We start from the raw sequence: 19245 nt of genomic DNA on the forward strand, positions 1-19245 counted from the left end.
TCAGTGCCGGAAATGGCGCATGCCGGTGAATACCATGGCAATGCCGTGTTCGTTGGCGGCGTCGATCACTTCCTGATCCCGCATGGAGCCACCAGGTTGAATCACGGCAGTAATGCCGGCTTCGGCGGCTGCATCAATGCCATCCCGGAACGGGAAGAAGGCATCAGAGGCCATAACCGAGCCTTTCACTTCCAGGTTTTCATCGGCGGCTTTGATGCCGGCAATGCGGGCGCTGTAAACGCGGCTCATCTGGCCCGCGCCGACACCAATCGTGCGGCCTGCCCGTGCATAAACGATGGCGTTGGATTTTACGTATTTCGCCACTTCCCAGGCAAACAGCATGTCGTTAAGTTCCTGCTCGCTTGGCTGGCGGCTAGTCACGACTTTTACATCTGCCATGGCGACCATGCCCAGGTCACGATCCTGAACCAGAAGACCGCCGGTTACGCGCTTGTAGTCCATGGTCTGGACGCGATCACTGCCGAGTTCGCCGCAAGCCAGCAAACGTACATTCTTCTTGGCAGCGACCAACTCTACCGCCTCAGGTGCAATGCTGGGGGCAATAATAACTTCAACAAACTGGCGCTCAATGATGGCCTTGGCGGTTGCAGCATCCAGCTCCCGGTTGAAGGCAATGATGCCGCCAAAGGCCGAGGTGGGGTCGGTGGCAAAGGCCAGGTCATAGGCCTGGAGAATATCGACACCAATCGCCACGCCGCAGGGGTTAGCGTGTTTGACGATAACGCAGGCGGGATCCGCGAAGGGCTTCACGCATTCCAGAGCAGCGTCTGTGTCTGCCACGTTGTTGTAAGACAGCGCCTTACCCTGCAGTTGTTTTGCTGTAGCAACACAGGCTTCTTTCGGGTTGCGCTCAGCGTAAAAAGCCGCGCGCTGGTGCGGGTTTTCACCGTAACGCATGTCCTGCACCTTGATGAACTGGCTGTTAAAGGTGCGTGGGAAATCGGCGTTGTCGTTATCGGCTGTGCGGCCACCCAGGTAGTTGGCGATGGCGCCGTCATAACCTGCGGTGTGCTCGAATGCTTTTACCGCCAGATCGAAACGGGTGCTATGGCTCAACTGGCCATCGTTATCATCCAGTTCTTTCAGAACCCGAGCGTAATCCGATGCGCTGACCACAATGGCCACATCGTTGTGATTCTTGGCCGCGGCGCGAACCATGGTTGGGCCGCCGATATCAATGTTTTCAATAGCGGTAGCCAGGTCGCAGTCGGGGTTGGCAACGGTGGACTCGAACGGATACAGGTTCACCACAACCATATCAATCGGGCTGATGCCGTGCTCGCCCATAATGGTGTCGTCGGTGCCACGGCGGCCCAGAATGCCGCCGTGGATTTTCGGATGCAGGGTTTTTACCCGGCCGTCCATCATCTCAGGGAATCCGGTGTAGTCAGAAACTTCGGTAACCGGAACGCTGTTTTCTTGCAGGAGGCGAAAGGTGCCCCCGGTGGAGAGCAGTTCGATACCGCGGCCGGTTAGGGCGCGCCCGAACTCAACGATGCCGGATTTATCACTGACACTGATCAGTGCGCGACGGACGGGGGTATTAGCCTGGTTTGCCATGGGGTCACATTCTTCACTTGGGGTGAACGAACGAGGGCCTCGCGAAGGGTATCCGGGAGGCCCTCATCAAGTCAGGGTGTCTCGATTATAGCAGGCCGTACTGCTTCAGTTTCTTGCGCAGGGTTCCGCGGTTCAGACCGAGCATCGTGGATGCCTTGGTCTGGTTGTTGCGGGTGTACTTCATTACCTGCTCCAGCAGCGGTGCTTCTACCTCGGAAAGTACCAGTTGGTACACTTCGGTAACGGGGGCTCCGTCAAGCTGCGTGAAGTAGTTTTTCAGGGCCACTTCAACGTTATCGCGCAGGGTAACGGTGTTGCCGCTGCTGTTCACCGTTTGCAGTTGGTGAATATCATCGTTGGCCGGGGCGTTCAGGGTGTTGTTTGCCAAAGTCTCAGCGTTCATGCTGCGAATACCTCTCCATTTCGTAAGCCTGAAAAATACTGTCGGATACTGTCTTTCTGCTCCAACGCTTCGTTGAATGTATTGAAGCGGTTGCGGAACTGTTTGCCGGGGTCGTGGGACTGCAGATACCAGCCCACGTGTTTTCTGGCAATGCGCACACCCATGAGCTCTCCGTAGAAGCTGTGCAGGGCGTCCAGATGTTCACTTAAAATGTGTTCCACTTCGTTCAGTGGGGGCGCTGGCAGGTGCTGGCCAGTTTCAAGGAAATGCAGTATTTCCCGGAAAATCCATGGGCTGCCCTGCGCAGCCCGGCCGATGAGCAGGCCATCGGCGCCGGTATGCTTCAGAACCCAGCGGGCTTTCTCGGGTGATGTAATGTCACCGTTGGCGAAAACCGGAATGCTGACGCTGGATTTCACCTCAGCGATGGTGTCGTACTCTGCATCGCCGTTGTACTTGTCGGCGCGGGTGCGGCCGTGAATCGCCAGCGCCTGAATGCCGCTATCTTCTGCCATACGCGCAATGGCCAGTGCATTGCGATTGTCCTGATCCCAGCCGGTTCGCATTTTCAGCGTAACGGGGATATCAACTGCGCTGACGACTGCTTCCAGTATGTCCCTGACCAGCCTTTCATCTTTCATCAGCGCTGAGCCGGCTGCCTTGTTGCACACCTTTTTGGCCGGGCACCCCATATTGATGTCGATAATCTGGGCGCCAGACTCTGCGTTCAGCCGAGCCGCATTGGCCAGCATTTCCGGATCACCGCCGGCAATCTGTACGGATCTCGGTTCTGGCTCCCCGGTATGATCCATACGCGTTCTGGACTTGCGCGTGTGCCAGAGTTTGCTGTCTGCGATCACCATTTCAGACACCGCCAAGCCGGCGCCCATTCTGCGGCAAAGCTGCCGGAAGGGGCGGTCTGTTACACCCGCCATGGGCGCAACAATCAGCGGATTGGGCAGGGTGTACGGCCCGATTTTTGCCATTGGCAACATGGTCTGAATCCGAGTCACAGCAGATTGAGCATAAGTCGGAATGGGACGGTTGTTTAATAAATAACCGATGCCAGTTCCGAAGGGCGCTAATGATACCGCCGGGGGGGCTGTGATTGAAGGGGCAGGGGGGCGAAAAAACTGATTATTTTTCGCTCTTTCTGGTTGACTTTTGTTCGACTAGGTGGCGACTGGCGTGCCCGCCAGGTCATCATCGGCAAGCAATCTCACGGCGCGTAGGGTCGGAAGCTGATATTGTAGTTCACGGCATCACGGCCAGGGTCACGAATGCTTATCGCAATGCGAACCGGTGTTTGCACTGGCATGATATCGAGCTCTTCACCTTCGCCCGCAAGGTATTCCGAGGGTGTGAAAACGCTCTGGGCAACCACGTCGCCATTCAGGTTGGAAAAGGTCAGGGCAATGGCGGGGAAAGGTTGCTGAAAGTCCGCCCGATTGACAATGACCGCATCTACAATCAGTTGGCTGCGGTTTTCCGGGTCGGTGCGAACCACTAACTTGCGGCTCTGGATGGCATCAACGTTGATCAGTGGCTTCAGTTCACAGCCAATCAGCTCGCAGCCTTTTTCATAAAACGGGCGAAGTTCCGGGATTGCAGAAAGCCGGTCAAACTGGAACCAGGTTACTTGTGCAATCAGAACGCCCACAAGGCCAAGCACAACCAGTGACCAGACCAAAGTGCGCAGCCAGCTTTTATTGCTGCCACCTACCGATACAGGGTCATGCCTGAGGTTGCCAAACTGAGCACCTGCTGTGAAGGGTTCATCCTGTTGCGGGTTTTCATGTTCTGACGCAACGCCATGATCGCTGGCAAAGGACTCAAATGCAGGATCGGGTGGTTCATTAACGTAAAAGTCTGATGCTTCTTCCCGGAGGTGCTCTTTGGGGAGTTCTCCGCCGCTGGCAGCTGCTGAGTCCGCAGATTCAGGAGAAGGCTTTTGTCGCAGCTGTGGTTCTGGCTCTGGCTTTTTCTGTGGCTTTTCCGTCTCAGCTTCCGGAGTGGTTTTCGCAGGTGCAGTGTCTTCCTGAAGAATCGCTTCGGCCCAGCTCTCATCGACGTTTTCGGCGAGATCTTCGTCACCTGCATGATCCCGTGTGGACGAATCCCGGTCGTCAAAGCCGCGAAAGCTGTCACTCAGTTCATCATCAGAAAAGGTCAGCCGGGTGCCGGCATAACGGCCTTCTTCGGCGTCTTCCTCCGGATTGTCAGCGAAGATGAAGTTTTCGTCTGTTATGTCGCTTGTAAAACCAGTGGCAGAGCGCTCGGGCGAGGGATGGCCTGATGGCGCTGGTGGGGAAGCCTCTGCTGGCGCTTGACTACTCGCCTCAGAGCCTGCTCCTGAGGCCTTGCCTGCAGCGATTGCCACCTGGTGCTCGACCGCATTGAAGACATCCATGCAGTGTCCACAGCGCACTTTGCCTTTGGCAATACCAAGTTGTTCGTCGGTAACCCGGAACCGGGTAAAACATTTTGGGCACTGGGTCTGCAGACTACTCTGGGTCATGCTTCGTTCCTGAAAGCGACTGAACTACGAGTATGGGAGTTTAGTTGGTAAAACACCCTTCGTCATCTGTAGTTACGCTGTCCTGTGAGGCGTATCCACTCTTCACGCTGTTCCGGCTCATCCATAATAAACCAGGGTTCATAGGCGGCCATCACCTCGCGGGCCTGGTTCGACAGGATGCCTGAAAGCACCAGGTCGCCCCCGGGCTTTGTCAGTGCTGCCAGGTGTGCTGCCAAGCCGATCAGAGGCTGCGCCAGAATGTTCGCCAGCATCACATCGGAGCTGGTATCGGGCTCATTTTCCGGAAGATAAAGATCCAACCTGGCTTCGTCAACGCCGTTACGGCGAGCGTTTTCCCGGCTGGCTTCCAGTGCTTGATGGTCGGTGTCGACACCAACAACATGGTTTGCACCCAGAAGCAGTGCCGCCAAACCCAATATTCCCGAGCCACAGCCGTAATCGGTAACTTGTTTGCCTGTTACATCCTGCCCGTCCAGCCACTCAAGGCAAAGGGCAGTGGTCGGGTGCGTTCCCGTCCCGAAGGCGAGGCCGGGGTCGAGCATAAGGTTGGCGGCATCAGGGTCCGGTGCCTCACGCCAGCTGGGCACAATCCACAAGCGCTTGCCGAACTGCAGTGGGTGAAAGTCGTCCATGCAGGCTCGTTCCCAGTCCTTGTCTTCAACCAGAGTAACGTCAATCTCTGCGAGGGATTGCTGAGTTTGCTGATGCCAGGCGTTGCGCACATCCGTGCACAGTTGTTCAATATCCTGGCCTGATTGAAAGAGCCCGGTCACAGTGGTCTGGCTCCACAAGGGGGTGGTGCCGTGATCGGGTTCGTAGAGTGGCTGATCTGCAGCATCTTCCATGGAGACGGCGTCAGCGCCCATCTCCATGAGCAGATCCTCAAGCTGATCCGCCGTATCGGGATCAGCCGGGATCTGAAGTTGTATCCAGGGCATAGGTCTTCCTGCAATGTGATGCAGGAGGTTAGTCCCGCATCAGCTTCTCAAGGTAGTGGATCGTGAAGTCTACCGTTTTAAAGCCACCATCGCGCACCAGTTTCCGATGCAGAGGCTGATTGGTTTTAATACCATCGACCAATAGCTCGTCCAGGGCGTTCTTCATACGCCTGCGGGCTATCTGGCGATCGTCGCCCCAGGTGATCAGCTTGGCGATCAGTGAGTCATAAAACGGTGGAACTGTATAGCCGCTGTAGAGGTGCGAATCCACCCGCACGCCATAACCACCGGGAGCATGAAAGTGCTTCACTTTGCCGGGGCTGGGTACAAAGGTGTTGGGGTCTTCCGCGTTGATGCGGCACTCCATCGCGTGGCCTGTGATCTTTATATCGTCCTGCTTGTACTGAAGTGGCAGACCGCTGGCGATGCGCAACTGTTCACGAACAATATCAACACCGGTAACCATTTCAGAGACCGGGTGTTCTACCTGCACGCGAGTGTTCATCTCGATGAAAAAGAACTCGCCATCCTGATACAGGAACTCAAAGGTGCCGGCGCCAACATAGCCGATTTCCTTACAGGCATCCACGCAGGCTTTGAGTGTGCGCTCGCGGGATTCCGCGTTGATGTTCGGCGCTGGTGCTTCTTCGATCACTTTCTGGTTGCGGCGCTGCATGGAACAGTCGCGGTCACCCAGATGGATGCAGTTGCCGTGCATGTCGGCCAGAATCTGAACTTCCACGTGGCGCGGGGTTTCCAGAAACTTTTCCAGATAAACCGTGGGGTCGCCAAAGGCATTCCGGGCCTCGGTCTGAGTGATCTGAACTGCCTTGAGCAGCGCAGCTTCGGAGTGAACCACTTGCATGCCACGGCCGCCACCGCCGGAGGCTGCCTTGATCATAACCGGGTAGCCGATTCGGCGAGCAACTTGCAGGGTACGCTCGTCATCGTCTGTCAGCGGGCCGTCTGAACCCGGAACAGTGGGAACTCCGGCGCGAATCATCGCGTTAATAGCCGAAACCTTGTTGCCCATCAGGCGAATGGTTTCTGCTCGGGGCCCGATGAAGCGGAAGCCGCTTTTTTCGACCTGTTCAGCGAAGTCGGCATTCTCGGCAAGAAAGCCGTAGCCCGGGTGGATGCCCACAGAGTCCGTCACTTCAGCCGCGCTGATAATGGCCGGAATATTGAGGTAGCTTTCCAACGGGCTGTTGGGGCCGATACAGACGGATTCATCGGCCAGACGCACGTGCATCAGATCGCGGTCAACCTTTGAATGAACCGCTACGGTTTTGATGCCGAGCTCTTTGCAGGCACGCAAGATCCGGAGGGCTATTTCACCCCGGTTTGCGATCAGAACTTTTTCTAACATGGCCATGAGTAGCTATCACCGGGTTCAGGAAATGATTAACAGCGGCTGGTCAAACTCTACGGGCTGACCGTTATCAACCAGAATTTCTGTGATCGTACCGCTCTTGTCGGCCTCAATCTGGTTCATCATTTTCATGGCCTCTACAATGCAGACAACCTCGCCGGCTTTGACCTGCTGGCCGATTTCTGCAAAAGAATCAGCCGCGGGGGAAGGCGCCCGGTAAAAAGTTCCGACCATGGGAGAGCGCAGCGCGTGCCCGCTGTGCACAGTCTGTTGTGCGTTGTCTTCCTGAACTGGCCTTGGGGTTTCCGGCGCCGGAGCATGCTGGGGCTGCGGTGGCGCGTAGTGGCTGATGTACTGGCCGCCGGAAGCCTGTTCACGACGACGTGAGATGCGAACAGAATCATCGCCCTCGTGAATCTCAAGCTCTTCGACGTCAGACTCCTCAAGCAGTTCGATCAGTTTCTTGACTTTGCGAATATCCATAGTTGGTCCAGTCCCGTGTTGTCAGGTCTATCGGTGAGTTCGTTGCATGGCAGCCTGAAGGGCGAGTTCATATCCCTGGCTACCCAGTCCGCAGATAACGCCTTCGGCGATATCGGAAAAATAGGAGTGATGGCGGAACGCTTCCCGCGCATGCACGTTTGAAAGATGCACTTCTATAAATGGAATCCCTGAGGCCAGTATGGCATCCCGTAAAGCAATGCTGGTGTGGGTAAAAGCGGCAGGATTGATAATGATGAAATCCACACCTTCTGCGCGGGCCTCGTGAATGCGCTCGATCAGTTCGTATTCAGCGTTCGACTGAAGATGCAGCAAGTGGTGTCCGTTATCTGCCGCCCTATTCCGCAACCGATCATCAATGTCTGCCAGAGTCTCGTGGCCATAAACCTCCGGCTCGCGGGTTCCGAGCATGTTCAGGTTGGGGCCATGGAGCACGAGAATTGTCGACATGGATGTGTTTGCCTTTGTGTCTTTTAAACAGGATCGCCGAATTTAACGGCATGTTCCACCAATAGTGTGTGCTTTTAATCTTCAGATCAACATTTTTTAACAATCATCCCTGTTGACCCCGATGGCACAAAAAGCACTTGAAAGCCGAACCGGGATCCATCTAATGATAGCAATCATTGTCGTGAACGGTAGGGATGACTTCTATACGACGATGGTTTCATACGGGCGGCCTGTCAGAGTCGCCCGATCCGTTACTTCGCCATTCAATTATCGGCAAGCGTAACGCAGTTGCGGTTATGTTCCTTGGAGGTATAGAGCGCGCGATCGGCACGCTCGCACAGGTTCTGGGACGACTCGTTATTCCAGGCGGCTATGCCGCAACTGAAGGTAACGTTGAACTCCCTGTCACCTGCGGGCTGTTGGAGCTCCGAGAAGCGCTCGCGGATTTCGTTGAGAACATTGCGGGCATCACTGGGGCGGGTATTGGGAAGGATAATCGCGAACTCCTCACCGCCATAACGGCCGATGTGGTCAGTTTTTCGTAGACGCTGCTTGAGAAACATCGAGAGGCTTCGAAGAACACGGTCGCCAATGGGGTGCCCGAAGGTATCGTTCACCCGTTTAAAATAGTCGATATCGATCATGGCAAAGCACAGCGGCTGGTTCTTCTGTCGTGCACGGCCGATTTCCTGATCCAATAGATGCAGCGTGTGAGTGTGGTTGTAGAGACCTGTGAGACTGTCACGGATCATCAGGGCCAGCAGGGAACGCGCGCGTCGGCCACGGTTATGGAGCGTTGCAATAAGGTGCTTTGGGTCAATGGGTTTGGTCAGAAAGTCATCGCCGCCCAGGCTCATAGCGTGCAACTGCTTGGTGACGTCGTCTTCGGCTGAGAGGTAAATAATGGGCACGCTGTGAAGCCGGTCCTGCTGGCGGATTACCCGGGCAATCTCCATGCCGGTGCAGCCTGGCATGTACATGTCGAGGATGATGATTTCCGGGGAAAACATGTCCAGCGCATCAATGATTTCCATGGGGTCGGTAATGATGTGTGCGGTCATTCCCGCGCGCTTCAGAACTGTTTCCATGAATTTTGCCTGTGCTCTGGAGTCGTCCAGAACAAGTACCCGATAGGGTTCAACGCTGTTGCTGTGGGTATAGGTTTCGATTTTCTCGATAAGTTGGCCAGGATCAACTGCCGGATAAAAAAACTCTTCACCGCCGCAGCGGGAGGCCCGCAGACGGGTCTGAATGGTGCCGTCTTCGTCGCTCATGAAAATAATCGGGATGGGCGTGTCGTGCCGCTCCTGCAAATGTTCAATCGTGGCGATGCCCGCATTCGGGCTGCCGCCAAAATTCACATCCATCAGTATGGTTTCGGGCTTGTGGAGAGCACAGGCCTCCGTCAGTTCCCCGGCAGAATCAAAAGCAGATGCGCGGAAGCCGAAAAACTCAAGCTGGCGAATTAACCGGTTTGCCATATCGGCGCTCGCAAGCGCGATGTAAACCGGTGTGCGCCGGAACTGGTGGGGGGCTTCGGTACAGCTTTGATCCGTTCGCCGCAGAGTGCTGCCTGCAAGCGCGTCGATAGCATCCAGAAGCTTTCGCTCAGTGGTGTCATTCAGAGGCGTATCGGCTGGCCAGCCTCGGATGATCTCGAGAATCGTTTTACCTGTTTCGACATGACCTGCCATTTCGAACCGCTGTGCGTAGCGCACTAATTTATCGGAGGCAGATCGTAGCTCTTCGCGATGGGCTGTAAATGAACCCTTATTCGTGTGAATTTTCTGCCAGGTGTCCAGTACAACCCGTGCCTGGGTTGTTACGCGGCGTGCAAAATGTTGCCTGAGTTTTTCTTTCTGGCTTGCGTCGCTCATTGTGCTCCGGTCTGTCACTTTTTTGTGTGCCGTCCTTTGCGGTGTGGACGATTTTCCCAACCTTAGTATGTTTCCGGAGTCTATAGTGTTTTGAGTTGTCGGCGTAGGTTGCACTGTGTAACTGTTTGTCACTTCGGCGGTGTATATAGAGGACACCATAGGTTAGGATCGGTATAGATCGTTTGCACCGCCAATTAACAGACAAGGGGCTCAACGTAATATGCCAGGCAAAATCAGACAGTATTTCAGAGACAAGAAGGATGGTGCTCAGGATTACGCTGGCAACAACGGCGTGATCGGCAAATTTCTAGCGGTTATTCTGCTCGTCTATCTGTTAGTGGCCGTGGTGATGGGGATGTACTGGAGCGGTGAGCCAGAGTCGTTCTCCGTGCGCGAACATACCCGGGCAGTCGCCAATGATATGCAGAGGGAGCCCATAACCGGTTTTGCCACTACTGTAACAATGATCCGTATAGCGGAAACCCTTCTGGACAAGCCAGGCGGTTACATTACCAACGATATTTTCCCGCCGGGCCTGTGGCTGGATAACATGCCCAACTGGGAATACGGTGTGCTGGTGCAGTTACGAGACCTGTCCCGCGCCATGCGCAGAGACATCAGCCGCTCCCAGAGCCAGTCCGCAGAAGATCCGGATCTGATCATCGCCGAGCCGCAATTCCACTTTGACAGTGCAAGCTGGGCCATTCCATCAACAGAAGCGGAGTACCGCCGGGGTATTACTGCCTTGAAGCGTTACCTCGACCGTCTTTCCAGTCCGGAGCAAGCCAACGCCCAGTTCTTTGCCAGAGCCGACAACCTGAGTAACTGGCTGGGTGATTTGGAGACGCGCCTGGGCAGCCTTTCGCGCACCCTTGGCGAGAGTGTTGGCAAAGCATCGGTATCCGAAGCCGTGGCCAACGTTGATTCAGACAATCCGCTGACCGAAGAGGTTGGTGGTGGCGATATACAAACCGAATGGACCAAGATTGATGATGTGTTCTATGAAGCCCGGGGCAGCTCCTGGGCGTTGCTGCACATTTTCCGCGCGATTGAAGTGGATTTCCGCAAGGTGCTTCAGGATAAGAATGCTATTTCCAGCGTCAAACAGGTGATCATTGAGCTTGAAGGTGCTCAGGGCGAAATGTGGAGCCCGGTTATTCTGAACGGCAGCGGGTTTGGTGTTCTGGCGAACCATTCACTGACAATGGCGGCCTATCTGTCCCGCGCCAATGCGGCGATCAGCGACATGAGAGATTTGCTATCGCGGGGCTGAGGGTTCCTGCGCAGGCATAAAAAAACCGGGCCGCTATGAGATGGCCCGGTTTTTTATTTTCTGACGATCGATTCAGCCTTTGTAGGCGTTGATCGACTCAACGATAGCTTTCCTGGCAGCGTCAGCATTGTCCCAGCCCTGCACCTTCACCCACTTGCCCGGCTCAAGAGTTTTATAGTTTTCAAAAAAGTGTCGGATCTGATCACGCAGCAGCGCCGGCAGATCTTCGACTTCCTTCACATCCTGGTAGGCGTTGGTCAGCTTGGTATGGGGCACAGCGACCAGCTTGGCGTCACCGCCGGCTTCGTCTTCCATGTTCAGGACGCCTACCGGGCGGCAGCGGATCACTGAGCCGGCCTGAAGCGGGTAGGGGGTCACAACCAGAACGTCCAATGGGTCGCCGTCATCAGCCAGAGTGTGGGGAATAAAACCGTAGTTTGCCGGGTAGAACATAGGGGTTGCCATGAAACGATCTACCAGCAGGGCGCCCATGTCCTTGTCCAGCTCGTACTTGACCGGAGAGCTGTTGGCCGGAATTTCGATGGCAACGTAGATATCTTCAGGCGGGTTTTTGCCAACGGGGATGTTGTCGAATTGCATGTGAGATCCTTCCTGATTATGTGAGGTTCGTTTAACTGTGCTTGAAAAGTGAGCGCAATTATACGGGACTCTACAATCATTCGAAACTAAACCTTGGTCTGCGGGTTTTGCTTTTTGTGCAAGCTGCCCTCTGTAAGCCTTGCCCGAAAAACGCCCGTGAATACTCCCGTGAAGGGCGCGGTCGCGCCATCCTTGGCGCTCCACGTTTTCGGGCAAGGCTTACAGAGGGTTGCGCGAGCTTCTGAATAAGGCTGTTTCCGAAGTCTACAGCCGAATCTGCTTGGCAATCAGTTCTTTCATGATTTCGGTGGTGCCGCCGCCAATTGACAGAATCTTGGTATCCCGATACAGCCGTTCCACCACGGATTCCCGCATGAAGCCCATACCACCGAACAGTTGCACAGCCTCCCGGGTGACATTTTCGCAGACATCCACAGAGAAGTTTTTGGCCATGGCGACTTGTTTGATCGGGTTTTTGCCGGCTTGCATCAGTGCGGCGCAGCGGTAGGTGTATTCCCGGGCCACGTCGATCCGGGTGGCCATGTCGACCAATTTGTGGCGGGTTACCTGAAAGCCGGTGACCGAACGGCCGAAGGCCTGGCGTTGTTTGGTATAGTCCATGGCGGCTTCGTAGGCCAGTTGGGCCGTCATGTAGGCCATGATAGACAAGCTCAGGCGTTCGGCCAGGAAGTTGCTCATGATAGCGATAAAGCCGGCGTTTTCGGCGCCGATCAGGCGGTCAGCGGGTACTTGGCAGTCTTCGAAGAAGAGCTCGGCTGTGTCGCTGGCCCACCAGCCCATTTTGCGCAGTTTGTTGCCATTGGAAAAGCCGGGTGTGCCGCGGTCGATCAGCAGCAGGCTGATGCCGGCGTGGCCTTCGCCGCCGGTGCGCACGGCTACGGTGAAGTGGTCGGCCCGGGTGCCGCTGGTGATGAAGGTCTTGCTGCCGTTCACGATGTAGTGATCACCGTCCTTCACAGCACGGGTTTTCAGGCTGGCCACGTCAGATCCGCCGCCGGGCTCAGTGACTGCGAGGGCCGCAATTTTTTCGCCGCGCAGTACTGGAGGCACGATCTGTTCACGGATTTCTTTTTTTGCCCACTTGGCGACTGGGGGCAAGCCGATATCCAGAGAGCCTAAGCTGGCGACAAATCCGCCAGAGGTGGAGCGCATTAATTCTTCGGAAACCGCCACCTTCAGGAAGGTGTCTCCTTCACCGACGCCGCCCAAAGCTTCAGGAAAGCCAACGCCCAGAAGACCCGCATCCCCTGCTTTTTGGTAGATTTCTCGCGGAAACTCACCGGCTTCTTCCCATTCATCAATATGCGGCAGGACATGAGTTGTAATGAATTTGCGCGCACTCAAGCGTGCCTGTTCATGGGTATCGTTGAAGTAATCGGACACGGTGAAACACCCCTGTTCGGAATTAGAGGCCTTTGCGCGGAATACTCTCAACCCCGGTGCTGGTTCCGAGTAACAGCAGGTCCGCCGGGCGACGGGCGAACAGCCCGTTGGTGACCACGCCCACAATGTTGTTCAGCTTTTCTTCCACCTGGATCGGGCGGGAAATGTCCATGTTGTATATGTCCAGAATGATGTTGCCATTGTCGGTTGTGAAGCCGTCCCGATAAACAGGGTCGCCGCCTAACTTGACGATTTCACGGCCAACGTGGCTCCGTGCCATGGGAATAACCTCGACCGGCAGGGGGAAATCGCCCAGCACATCCACTTTCTTGGATTCGTCAGCTATGCAGATGAAGGTTCTGGCGACTTCCGCAACAATCTTCTCGCGGGTCAGCGCCCCACCACCGCCTTTGATCAACTCAAGGCGCTCGTTGGTTTCGTCGGCACCGTCCACGTAGAACTCCAGGTCGCCAACGCTGTTCAGGTCATAAACCGGAATGCCGTGGCTTTTCAGGCGCTCTGCCGTTGCTTCTGAACTTGCTACAGCGCCGTCAAACTCGGTTTTCAGATCCGCGAGCATGTCGATAAAGAAGTTGGCCGTGCTACCTGTGCCTACGCCGATAATAGTGTCGTGCTCCAAGCGAGGGGCAATGTAGTCCACGGCGGCTTTGGCAACGGTTTTCTTGAGTTCGTCCTGGGTCATCGGGCACTCCGGGTGAAAATCTTGTGAGTTCGACGCCATTATAGCGCTTAAGGACGTTGAGCTTATAGACGACCGTGGTGCAAACTTTCTACACTGTTCGTTTTCCCAGACCATCCATCAGCAACCGGAATCAACATGCCGCAACGCTACATCAAGAAGATTCTCGATGCGCGCGTCTATGACGTGGCCATCGAAACACCCCTCACTGAAGCTCGCAGCCTGTCAAAACGCTTTGGCAACACCATTATGCTCAAGCGGGAAGACCTTCAGCCGGTGTTTTCCTTCAAGATTCGCGGCGCGTACAACCGGATTGTCCAGTTGTCAGAAGAGCAAAAGTCCAGGGGGGTTATCTGTGCCTCTGCCGGCAACCATGCTCAGGGTGTGGCGCTCGCGGCTAAAGAGCTGGGAATCAAGGCCGTCATAGTGATGCCGCAGACCACCCCGGAGATCAAGGTGCGCTCGGTGCGGGACCATGGCGCACGGGTTGTGCTCAAGGGTGATGCCTTTGATGAAGCCGCTGCTCACGCCCAGGGATTGGTTGAGAAGCATGGCTACACCTACATACCGCCGTACGACGATCCGGATGTTATCGCCGGGCAGGGCACGGTTGCCATGGAGATGCTGTGGCAGTTCAGCAAGCCTATCCACGCGGTGTTCATTTGTGTGGGCGGTGGCGGCCTGATCGCCGGCATGGCTGCGTACATCAAGTACCTGCGCCCCGAAATCAAGGTGATCGGCGTGGAGCCTGAAGACTCCAATTGTTTGCAGGCTGCCCTGAAAGCAGGCAAGCGCGTGATACTGGATGAAGTCGGCATCTTTGCCGACGGTGTAGCTGTAAAGCAGATCGGAAAATATCCCTGGGAGATCTGCAAAGACCACGTGGATGAGGTGATCACCGTTTCCACCGACGAAATCTGCGCAGCCATTAAGGATATCTTTGAAGATACGCGCTCAATCGCCGAGCCCGCAGGCGCGCTGGGCGTTGCCGGCATCAAGAAGTACATTGAGCGGGAAAAGATCGAGAACGAAAATCTGATCGCCACCCTGAGTGGTGCCAACATGAATTTTGATCGCCTGCGGTACATTTCCGAGCGCACGGAAATCGGCGAGAAGCGTGAGGCTATTCTCGCGGTGACCATTCCCGAGAAGCCGGGGGCTTTCAAGACCTTTATCAACGGCCTGCATAAACGCAACATCACCGAGTTTAACTACCGTTACGCAGACGCAGGCCAAGCGACCATTTTTGTGGGTGTTCAGGTGCAGGCCGGTGGCTTGGGTCGGGACGAACTGGTGCAGGATCTCCGTGAAACTGGCTACTCGGTTCTCGACCTCACAGACAGTGATATGGCCAAACAGCACATTCGCCACATGGTCGGTGGGCATGCGCCCACGATTACCAACGAGAAGGTATTCCAGTTTGAGTTTCCTGAACGCCCGGGAGCCTTGCTGAAATTCCTGATGTCGCTGGGAACGCGCTGGAATATTTCCATGTTCCATTACCGCAATCACGGTGCGGCATACAGCCGCGTATTGCTGGGTGCCCAGGTAGATGATGACGAAGTAAAAGATTTTGAAGCGATGCTTGAAAAAGTGGGCTTCCGTTATGAAAACATGACGGACAACGAAGCCTATCAACTGTTCCTGGGAGCCGGAAACGGTAAGCGGTCCTAGCCTGCAAGTACGGCCAACCCGGAAGTCCACTTCCGGGTTGGCCGTGCGATCAATTTATCCGAATGCGCGGCCAGTTTCTTACTGAACTTTAATCTGTCAAAAATTGTAAAAATCAGGATGCGTGTTAGTCTTTCGTCAAATTCTTGGAAACAAGAATAGCTAACTGATTTTCCGAAGAATTAACCTTATCTGGAACAGGAATACGCGTCATGGGTGGCAAGCCTGATATTATCCGGGCAATTGTGCTGATTTTTGCGGTCGGCCTTGTTATCACCGGTTTTACTTCGCTTCAGGCATCGGAAGACAAGCCGTCCGCAGCTGTAGTGAAAAGTTCTGTTGCCGCAGGCCCCATGCAGATGACCAAAACCCCGTTGACCCGATAAAACCTCCGCTGAATTATTTGACCCGATAAAGCTGCCTGTCTGTCACCACGCTGTGCAGCGGCACATCCCAAGGTTCTACCGGCAGTTTTTTTACCTTCTGGAAATCGTGTGCCAGGCCAATCAGTTTCGGCGCCAGCCTTGGTCGTTGGTGGCTGAACGCAAAAGTTCGATCATAGAACCCGCCTCCCATTCCCAGCCGTCCGCCATTTTCGTCAAACCCCACCAGTGGAAACAATACGGCGTCCAGCGCCCAGGCGGGTCGTCTGAGTGCGCTGCTAAATGCGGGTTCGGGAATGCCAAAGCGATTGGCTGTCAGTTCAACGCCATCGTAATAGGGGCTGAAAACCAGTTTGCCCGGATAAACGGGGTGCAGCACTGGCAGGTAAAAGTGAATACCTTTGCGACGAGCCATAGCCATGTATGGGTGCGGATCAATCTCGCCATCGTTGGGCAGATAGATGGCTACGTGTCTGGCTCTGTGTAAATCCGGATTCTTGATCAGGTTCAGAGCAAGAGAGGTCGAGGCTTGTTCCTGTTCCCGGGGCGATAGCATACGCCGCTGCTGACGCAATTGTTTGCGCAGTTCGTTGCGAGACAGGGAGGGTAAATCAGGTTCAGAGGGGTGTGAGTCGATAGTCTGGCTCAAAATAAAGCTTCCCGGGCTGCCGTTATCGGATGTAGCCCTTGAACCCAAAGTTCAAGGTCGGTGGCCGCTGTGACATATTAGGCTTTCCCCTCGCGGGGACGTGCTCACAATGCCCTAGAGTAGCCACCTGGGTAAAGCGCATCGGCTCGAGGACGAATCCGACCAGCGAACAGCCCAGGAAGTAGATTCATTATAGGGCCAGACCCGGGGCCGATTGCAACACCTATCGGGGAATCCCAAAAATTCAGTGGTTTGACTGTTCGCCGAGAGCGCTTTCCAGCTTGCTGTCCATGGCTTTGAGCAGAGTGCTGGTGGCATCGGACATGGTGTCCCGCTCAAGCAGTTCGTGGGTCATGTTCAGGGCTGCCATCACGGCAATGCGTTCCGTTCCGAATACTTTGCCGCCGGTGCGTATTTCGCGCATCTTGCTATCCAGATGCCTGGCGGCACGGATGAGGGCTTCCTGTTCTTCTGCCGGGCAGGCGACCAGGTACTCCTTATCCAGAATTTTCACCTCAACGGTGGTGGATTGCTTGGACATCAATGGTGCTCCAGCGCCCGAAGGCGGCCGATCATGGCTTCGATCTTGTTTTTGGCAAGATCATTTTTGTGCATAAGCTGGGCCCGTTCCCGGTTCCAGTCGTCCTGCAACTGCCTGAAGTTTGCGTTGCTCTGCTCCAGTTTTTGGCAGTGTTCGATCAGCTTGTCCAGCTTGTCCGCTAATGCTTGTACTTCGGACTGTTCCATGACGTGCCCAGCATAGGTTGAAGTTATTGCGACTAACTATAAGTGCGCGCGCCATAGCGGTCAATTTACAGGCGTGTCATGAGATGGCTGCCCACTGCTATTTGGCTCTCGGGTGAGACCTGGATCACGTCTCACCGGGGCTCCCAAAGCCTTGTGAACGGCTTTGGCGCCAGGCGCTGAATGCCGGAACCAGCGCCACCAGCAGGGCGGCCAGCGGCACGGATGTCAGTAGCCCCCATTCTTCAAGGTTCAACGGGCGCAATTGAATCTGAATTCCGTAATCCGTCAGCAGCCAGGGGCCGAGCATTGAAATCGCGAATGCGCTCAACCCAAGCGAAATCAGGCAGGCTACCACGGCAAGGGCCAGGCACTCGATAAGGTAGAGGCTTGCGATCAGGCCGGGAGACGCGCCTGTAGCGCGCAGAATCGCTATTTCGTAGGCTCGCTGGGTTTGCAGTGTTAGCAACACTGCGATTAGCCCGATCAGGCTGGTAATCACCACGAAACCGGTTATGCCGAGCAGTGCCTGTTCAAACTGGCTCATCAGCCGCCACAGTTCGCTCAGGGCAACGCCCGGCAAAATGGCAGAAAGCGGCTCACCGGTGTACTGATTAAGGTCGCGCTGTACGCGGAATGTCAGGATCTTACGATCCAGTCCGGCGAAAACGGCGGTAATCGCGTCGGGAGTGAATTTCCGGCCCTCGGCCTGCTCTGGCGTCAGTGTGCGGCCTGGTATGGCAACGCCCGACTCCCAGCCTACATGCATCGCTTCCATGCCCTGCAGGCTAATATAGACCGCCTGATCCACAGGGGTGCCCGTAGCTTCAAGGATGCCCGTTACCGTGAAGGGGGTGTCTTTGTGGTTCGAGAAGCTGGTGCGCCCGCCGCCATGGGAAAGTACGATTTCATCGTCAATGCTATGGTTCAGGGCCCTGGCCACGCCTGCTCCCAGCACCACGTCGAAAGCCCTGCTAAACCATTGGCCCTTTGCCAATGCCAGAGGTTGGCCCCGGCCAAACCGGAAATGCTCGCCAAAGCCTTTGTCTGTGCCTACAACCCGGAACCCTTTGTAACTGTCGCCCAGGGAAATGGGAATGAGCCAGTCAATGCGCGTGTCTTGTTTAAGCTCCTGAAAGGTCGACCATCGGATGTTGTTGGTGGCGTCACCAATATGAAACACCGTATACAGCAGCAAATTGAGCTGACCACTGCGGGCGCCGATGATCAGGTCGGTATCGCTGATGGTGCTGGTAAAGGATTGCTTCACTTCTGTGCGCAGGTATTGGATGCCGAGCAGCAAGGTGACGCTCAGGGTAAGGGTGAGGCACACCAGAGCCAAAACCTTGCGCCTGTGCCAGAGGCTTGCGGTTGCCAGTGATAATGCAAGATGAGCCTTCATGCCGGTACCTGCCCGAGTTCAAGCTGATGGTGAAAGTGCCGGGCCAGAGAGCGGTCGTGGCTGACAAACAGCACGGAGATGTTGCGTTCTCCAGCCATGGTCAGTAGAAGGTCGATGAAGCGGTCACGGTTGTTGCTGTCCAATGCGGATGTGGGCTCGTCTGCCAGAATAATCTCCGGGGCGCCGATCAGTGCCCGCGCAGCGGCAATGCGCTGCTGCTGGCCAATGCTGAGCCGGGTGACCTTGCGCTGCCAGTGGCTTTCAGGAATGGCGAGCGCCGTCAGTAGTTCGTGAGCTGCCGGCGTTGGCGTCCCGCCAGTGGCGGCCTTGCGACGTTGCGATAGCCTGCAGGGCAGGGTGACATTGGCCAAGGCTGTGAGGTAGGGCACCAGATTGAACTGCTGAAATATTACGCCGATGTGGTCCGCCCGGAAGCGGTCACGTTTGCCCGCACCAATCTGGTGGATGTCGGTGCCCAGCAACCTGATCGTGCCTGTCGCTGGCGGAAGCATTCCGGCCAGCAGGCTCAGGAAGGTGCTTTTGCCAGTGCCGCTTAAGCCGTGAAGGAAAAGATGTTCACCCCGGGGCAGGCTGAGGTCAGGGAACGCGAGCGGCGGATGTTGGCTGTCCCAGCAAAAGGTGAGATTTTTGACTTCGAGTGCTGGAGGCACATATTCAGAGCTATGCGCACTGGATTCTGACTGGCTGTTCATGTTGATCGTTATCTGCCCCGTGTATTATGTGTGGCTTATGTTCGC

Annotated in this window: 20 protein-coding genes and 1 other RNA gene; 3 read left to right on the forward strand and 18 right to left on the reverse strand. The window is 55.6% G+C overall.

The features are described from left to right. The 9 genes from purH to ACN0V1_RS12790 all read right to left on the reverse strand — a co-directional run bounded on the left by purH (nucleotide 1) and on the right by ACN0V1_RS12790 (nucleotide 9661). Nucleotides 1-1581, reverse strand: a complete 1581-nt coding sequence (gene purH, locus ACN0V1_RS12750; protein WP_417545354.1) for a bifunctional phosphoribosylaminoimidazolecarboxamide formyltransferase/IMP cyclohydrolase — start codon at nucleotides 1579-1581, stop codon at nucleotides 1-3. Nucleotides 1582-1666: 85 nt separating this feature from the next. Next, nucleotides 1667-1984 carry a DNA-binding transcriptional regulator Fis gene (gene fis, locus ACN0V1_RS12755; protein ID WP_291946442.1) on the reverse strand — a complete coding sequence of 106 codons (318 nt, stop codon included), beginning with the start codon at nucleotides 1982-1984 and terminating at the stop codon, nucleotides 1667-1669. Further along, the gene (gene dusB, locus ACN0V1_RS12760) at nucleotides 1981-2979 is read right to left on the reverse strand and encodes a tRNA dihydrouridine synthase DusB (protein WP_417545355.1); all 999 of its coding nucleotides are present in this window, start codon (nucleotides 2977-2979) and stop codon (nucleotides 1981-1983) included. Before dusB ends, fis begins: the two co-directional genes overlap by 4 nt. 224 nt (nucleotides 2980-3203) lie before the next feature. Beyond that, the gene (locus tag ACN0V1_RS12765; protein ID WP_417545356.1) at nucleotides 3204-4502 is read right to left on the reverse strand and encodes a DUF3426 domain-containing protein; all 1299 of its coding nucleotides are present in this window, start codon (nucleotides 4500-4502) and stop codon (nucleotides 3204-3206) included. A gap of 62 nt (nucleotides 4503-4564) precedes the next feature. After that, nucleotides 4565-5461 (reverse strand): 50S ribosomal protein L11 methyltransferase, encoded by an 897-nt coding sequence (gene prmA, locus ACN0V1_RS12770; RefSeq protein WP_417545357.1) that lies wholly within the window; start codon nucleotides 5459-5461, stop codon nucleotides 4565-4567. 28 nt (nucleotides 5462-5489) lie between these two features. Beyond that, entirely contained in the window at nucleotides 5490-6836 is a 1347-nt protein-coding gene (gene accC, locus ACN0V1_RS12775; RefSeq protein WP_339779643.1) for an acetyl-CoA carboxylase biotin carboxylase subunit, read from the reverse strand. A gap of 18 nt (nucleotides 6837-6854) precedes the next feature. Then, entirely contained in the window at nucleotides 6855-7316 is a 462-nt protein-coding gene (gene accB, locus ACN0V1_RS12780; protein WP_339779641.1) for an acetyl-CoA carboxylase biotin carboxyl carrier protein, read from the reverse strand. A gap of 27 nt (nucleotides 7317-7343) precedes the next feature. Continuing rightward, on the reverse strand, nucleotides 7344-7784 hold the full coding sequence (gene aroQ, locus ACN0V1_RS12785) for a type II 3-dehydroquinate dehydratase (protein WP_417545358.1): 441 nt from the start codon (nucleotides 7782-7784) through the stop codon (nucleotides 7344-7346). A gap of 263 nt (nucleotides 7785-8047) precedes the next feature. Beyond that, a complete protein-coding gene (locus ACN0V1_RS12790; protein ID WP_417545359.1) occupies nucleotides 8048-9661 on the reverse strand; it encodes a diguanylate cyclase in 1614 nt (537 codons plus the stop codon). 220 nt (nucleotides 9662-9881) lie between these two features. Here ACN0V1_RS12790 and ACN0V1_RS12795 point away from each other — a divergent pair, with 220 nt between their 5' ends. Beyond that, the gene (locus ACN0V1_RS12795) at nucleotides 9882-10934 is read left to right on the forward strand and encodes a DUF2333 family protein (RefSeq protein WP_417545360.1); all 1053 of its coding nucleotides are present in this window, start codon (nucleotides 9882-9884) and stop codon (nucleotides 10932-10934) included. Between the two features lie 72 nt (nucleotides 10935-11006). Here the strand turns inward: ACN0V1_RS12795 and ppa are convergent, their stop codons facing one another. The 3 genes from ppa to rpiA form a co-directional block, all read right to left on the reverse strand. Further along, entirely contained in the window at nucleotides 11007-11534 is a 528-nt protein-coding gene (ppa, locus tag ACN0V1_RS12800; protein WP_417545361.1) for an inorganic diphosphatase, read from the reverse strand. Nucleotides 11535-11798: 264 nt separating this feature from the next. Further along, on the reverse strand, nucleotides 11799-12938 hold the full coding sequence (locus ACN0V1_RS12805; RefSeq protein WP_417545362.1) for an acyl-CoA dehydrogenase family protein: 1140 nt from the start codon (nucleotides 12936-12938) through the stop codon (nucleotides 11799-11801). A gap of 22 nt (nucleotides 12939-12960) precedes the next feature. After that, nucleotides 12961-13641 (reverse strand): ribose-5-phosphate isomerase RpiA, encoded by a 681-nt coding sequence (gene rpiA, locus ACN0V1_RS12810; RefSeq protein WP_417545363.1) that lies wholly within the window; start codon nucleotides 13639-13641, stop codon nucleotides 12961-12963. A gap of 135 nt (nucleotides 13642-13776) precedes the next feature. Between rpiA and ilvA the strand changes: the two genes are divergently transcribed. Together ilvA and ACN0V1_RS12820 are read left to right on the forward strand one after the other, a co-directional pair. Next, nucleotides 13777-15312: a threonine ammonia-lyase, biosynthetic gene (gene ilvA, locus ACN0V1_RS12815; protein WP_417545364.1), complete on the forward strand. Its 1536-nt coding sequence runs from the start codon at nucleotides 13777-13779 to the stop codon at nucleotides 15310-15312. Between the two features lie 209 nt (nucleotides 15313-15521). Continuing rightward, the gene (locus tag ACN0V1_RS12820; protein WP_417545365.1) at nucleotides 15522-15695 is read left to right on the forward strand and encodes a hypothetical protein; all 174 of its coding nucleotides are present in this window, start codon (nucleotides 15522-15524) and stop codon (nucleotides 15693-15695) included. A 13-nt stretch (nucleotides 15696-15708) separates the two neighbouring features. Here ACN0V1_RS12820 and ACN0V1_RS12825 read toward each other — a convergent pair whose 3' ends face one another. The 6 genes from ACN0V1_RS12825 to ACN0V1_RS12850 all read right to left on the reverse strand — a co-directional run bounded on the left by ACN0V1_RS12825 (nucleotide 15709) and on the right by ACN0V1_RS12850 (nucleotide 19200). After that, nucleotides 15709-16341, reverse strand: coding sequence for a 5-formyltetrahydrofolate cyclo-ligase (locus ACN0V1_RS12825; RefSeq protein WP_417545366.1), 633 nt, complete (start codon nucleotides 16339-16341; stop codon nucleotides 15709-15711). A 4-nt stretch (nucleotides 16342-16345) separates the two neighbouring features. Then, nucleotides 16346-16525: non-coding RNA, 6S RNA (gene ssrS, locus ACN0V1_RS12830), on the reverse strand. 60 nt (nucleotides 16526-16585) lie between these two features. Beyond that, nucleotides 16586-16882, reverse strand: coding sequence for a cell division protein ZapA (locus ACN0V1_RS12835; RefSeq protein WP_417545367.1), 297 nt, complete (start codon nucleotides 16880-16882; stop codon nucleotides 16586-16588). Further along, on the reverse strand, nucleotides 16882-17088 hold the full coding sequence (locus tag ACN0V1_RS12840; protein ID WP_417545368.1) for a TIGR02449 family protein: 207 nt from the start codon (nucleotides 17086-17088) through the stop codon (nucleotides 16882-16884). Before ACN0V1_RS12840 ends, ACN0V1_RS12835 begins: the two co-directional genes overlap by 1 nt. Nucleotides 17089-17212: 124 nt before the next feature. Beyond that, on the reverse strand, nucleotides 17213-18487 hold the full coding sequence (locus ACN0V1_RS12845) for an ABC transporter permease (protein WP_417545369.1): 1275 nt from the start codon (nucleotides 18485-18487) through the stop codon (nucleotides 17213-17215). Continuing rightward, on the reverse strand, nucleotides 18484-19200 hold the full coding sequence (locus ACN0V1_RS12850) for an ABC transporter ATP-binding protein (RefSeq protein ID WP_417545370.1): 717 nt from the start codon (nucleotides 19198-19200) through the stop codon (nucleotides 18484-18486). Before ACN0V1_RS12850 ends, ACN0V1_RS12845 begins: the two co-directional genes overlap by 4 nt. Between the last annotated feature and the right edge of the window lie 45 nt (nucleotides 19201-19245).

Source organism: Marinobacter sp. (genome assembly GCF_048266785.1).
GTDB lineage: Bacteria > Pseudomonadota > Gammaproteobacteria > Pseudomonadales > Oleiphilaceae > Marinobacter.

Coding starts and splice junctions, on each gene's coding strand:
- purH (WP_417545354.1), bottom strand. CDS start 1,581: ATGGCAAACCAGGCTAATACCCCCGTCCGTCGCGCACTGATCAGTGTC.
- accC (WP_339779643.1), bottom strand. CDS start 6,836: ATGGCCATGTTAGAAAAAGTTCTGATCGCAAACCGGGGTGAAATAGCC.
- ACN0V1_RS12850 (WP_417545370.1), bottom strand. CDS start 19,200: ATGAACAGCCAGTCAGAATCCAGTGCGCATAGCTCTGAATATGTGCCT.
- rpiA (WP_417545363.1), bottom strand. CDS start 13,641: ATGACCCAGGACGAACTCAAGAAAACCGTTGCCAAAGCCGCCGTGGAC.
- ACN0V1_RS12790 (WP_417545359.1), bottom strand. CDS start 9,661: ATGAGCGACGCAAGCCAGAAAGAAAAACTCAGGCAACATTTTGCACGC.
- ppa (WP_417545361.1), bottom strand. CDS start 11,534: ATGCAATTCGACAACATCCCCGTTGGCAAAAACCCGCCTGAAGATATC.
- dusB (WP_417545355.1), bottom strand. CDS start 2,979: ATGTTGCCAATGGCAAAAATCGGGCCGTACACCCTGCCCAATCCGCTG.
- ilvA (WP_417545364.1), top strand. CDS start 13,777: ATGCCGCAACGCTACATCAAGAAGATTCTCGATGCGCGCGTCTATGAC.
- prmA (WP_417545357.1), bottom strand. CDS start 5,461: ATGCCCTGGATACAACTTCAGATCCCGGCTGATCCCGATACGGCGGAT.
- ACN0V1_RS12835 (WP_417545367.1), bottom strand. CDS start 16,882: ATGTCCAAGCAATCCACCACCGTTGAGGTGAAAATTCTGGATAAGGAG.
- accB (WP_339779641.1), bottom strand. CDS start 7,316: ATGGATATTCGCAAAGTCAAGAAACTGATCGAACTGCTTGAGGAGTCT.
- ACN0V1_RS12840 (WP_417545368.1), bottom strand. CDS start 17,088: ATGGAACAGTCCGAAGTACAAGCATTAGCGGACAAGCTGGACAAGCTG.
- aroQ (WP_417545358.1), bottom strand. CDS start 7,784: ATGTCGACAATTCTCGTGCTCCATGGCCCCAACCTGAACATGCTCGGA.
- ACN0V1_RS12795 (WP_417545360.1), top strand. CDS start 9,882: ATGCCAGGCAAAATCAGACAGTATTTCAGAGACAAGAAGGATGGTGCT.
- fis (WP_291946442.1), bottom strand. CDS start 1,984: ATGAACGCTGAGACTTTGGCAAACAACACCCTGAACGCCCCGGCCAAC.
- ACN0V1_RS12820 (WP_417545365.1), top strand. CDS start 15,522: ATGGGTGGCAAGCCTGATATTATCCGGGCAATTGTGCTGATTTTTGCG.
- ACN0V1_RS12765 (WP_417545356.1), bottom strand. CDS start 4,502: ATGACCCAGAGTAGTCTGCAGACCCAGTGCCCAAAATGTTTTACCCGG.
- ACN0V1_RS12845 (WP_417545369.1), bottom strand. CDS start 18,487: ATGAAGGCTCATCTTGCATTATCACTGGCAACCGCAAGCCTCTGGCAC.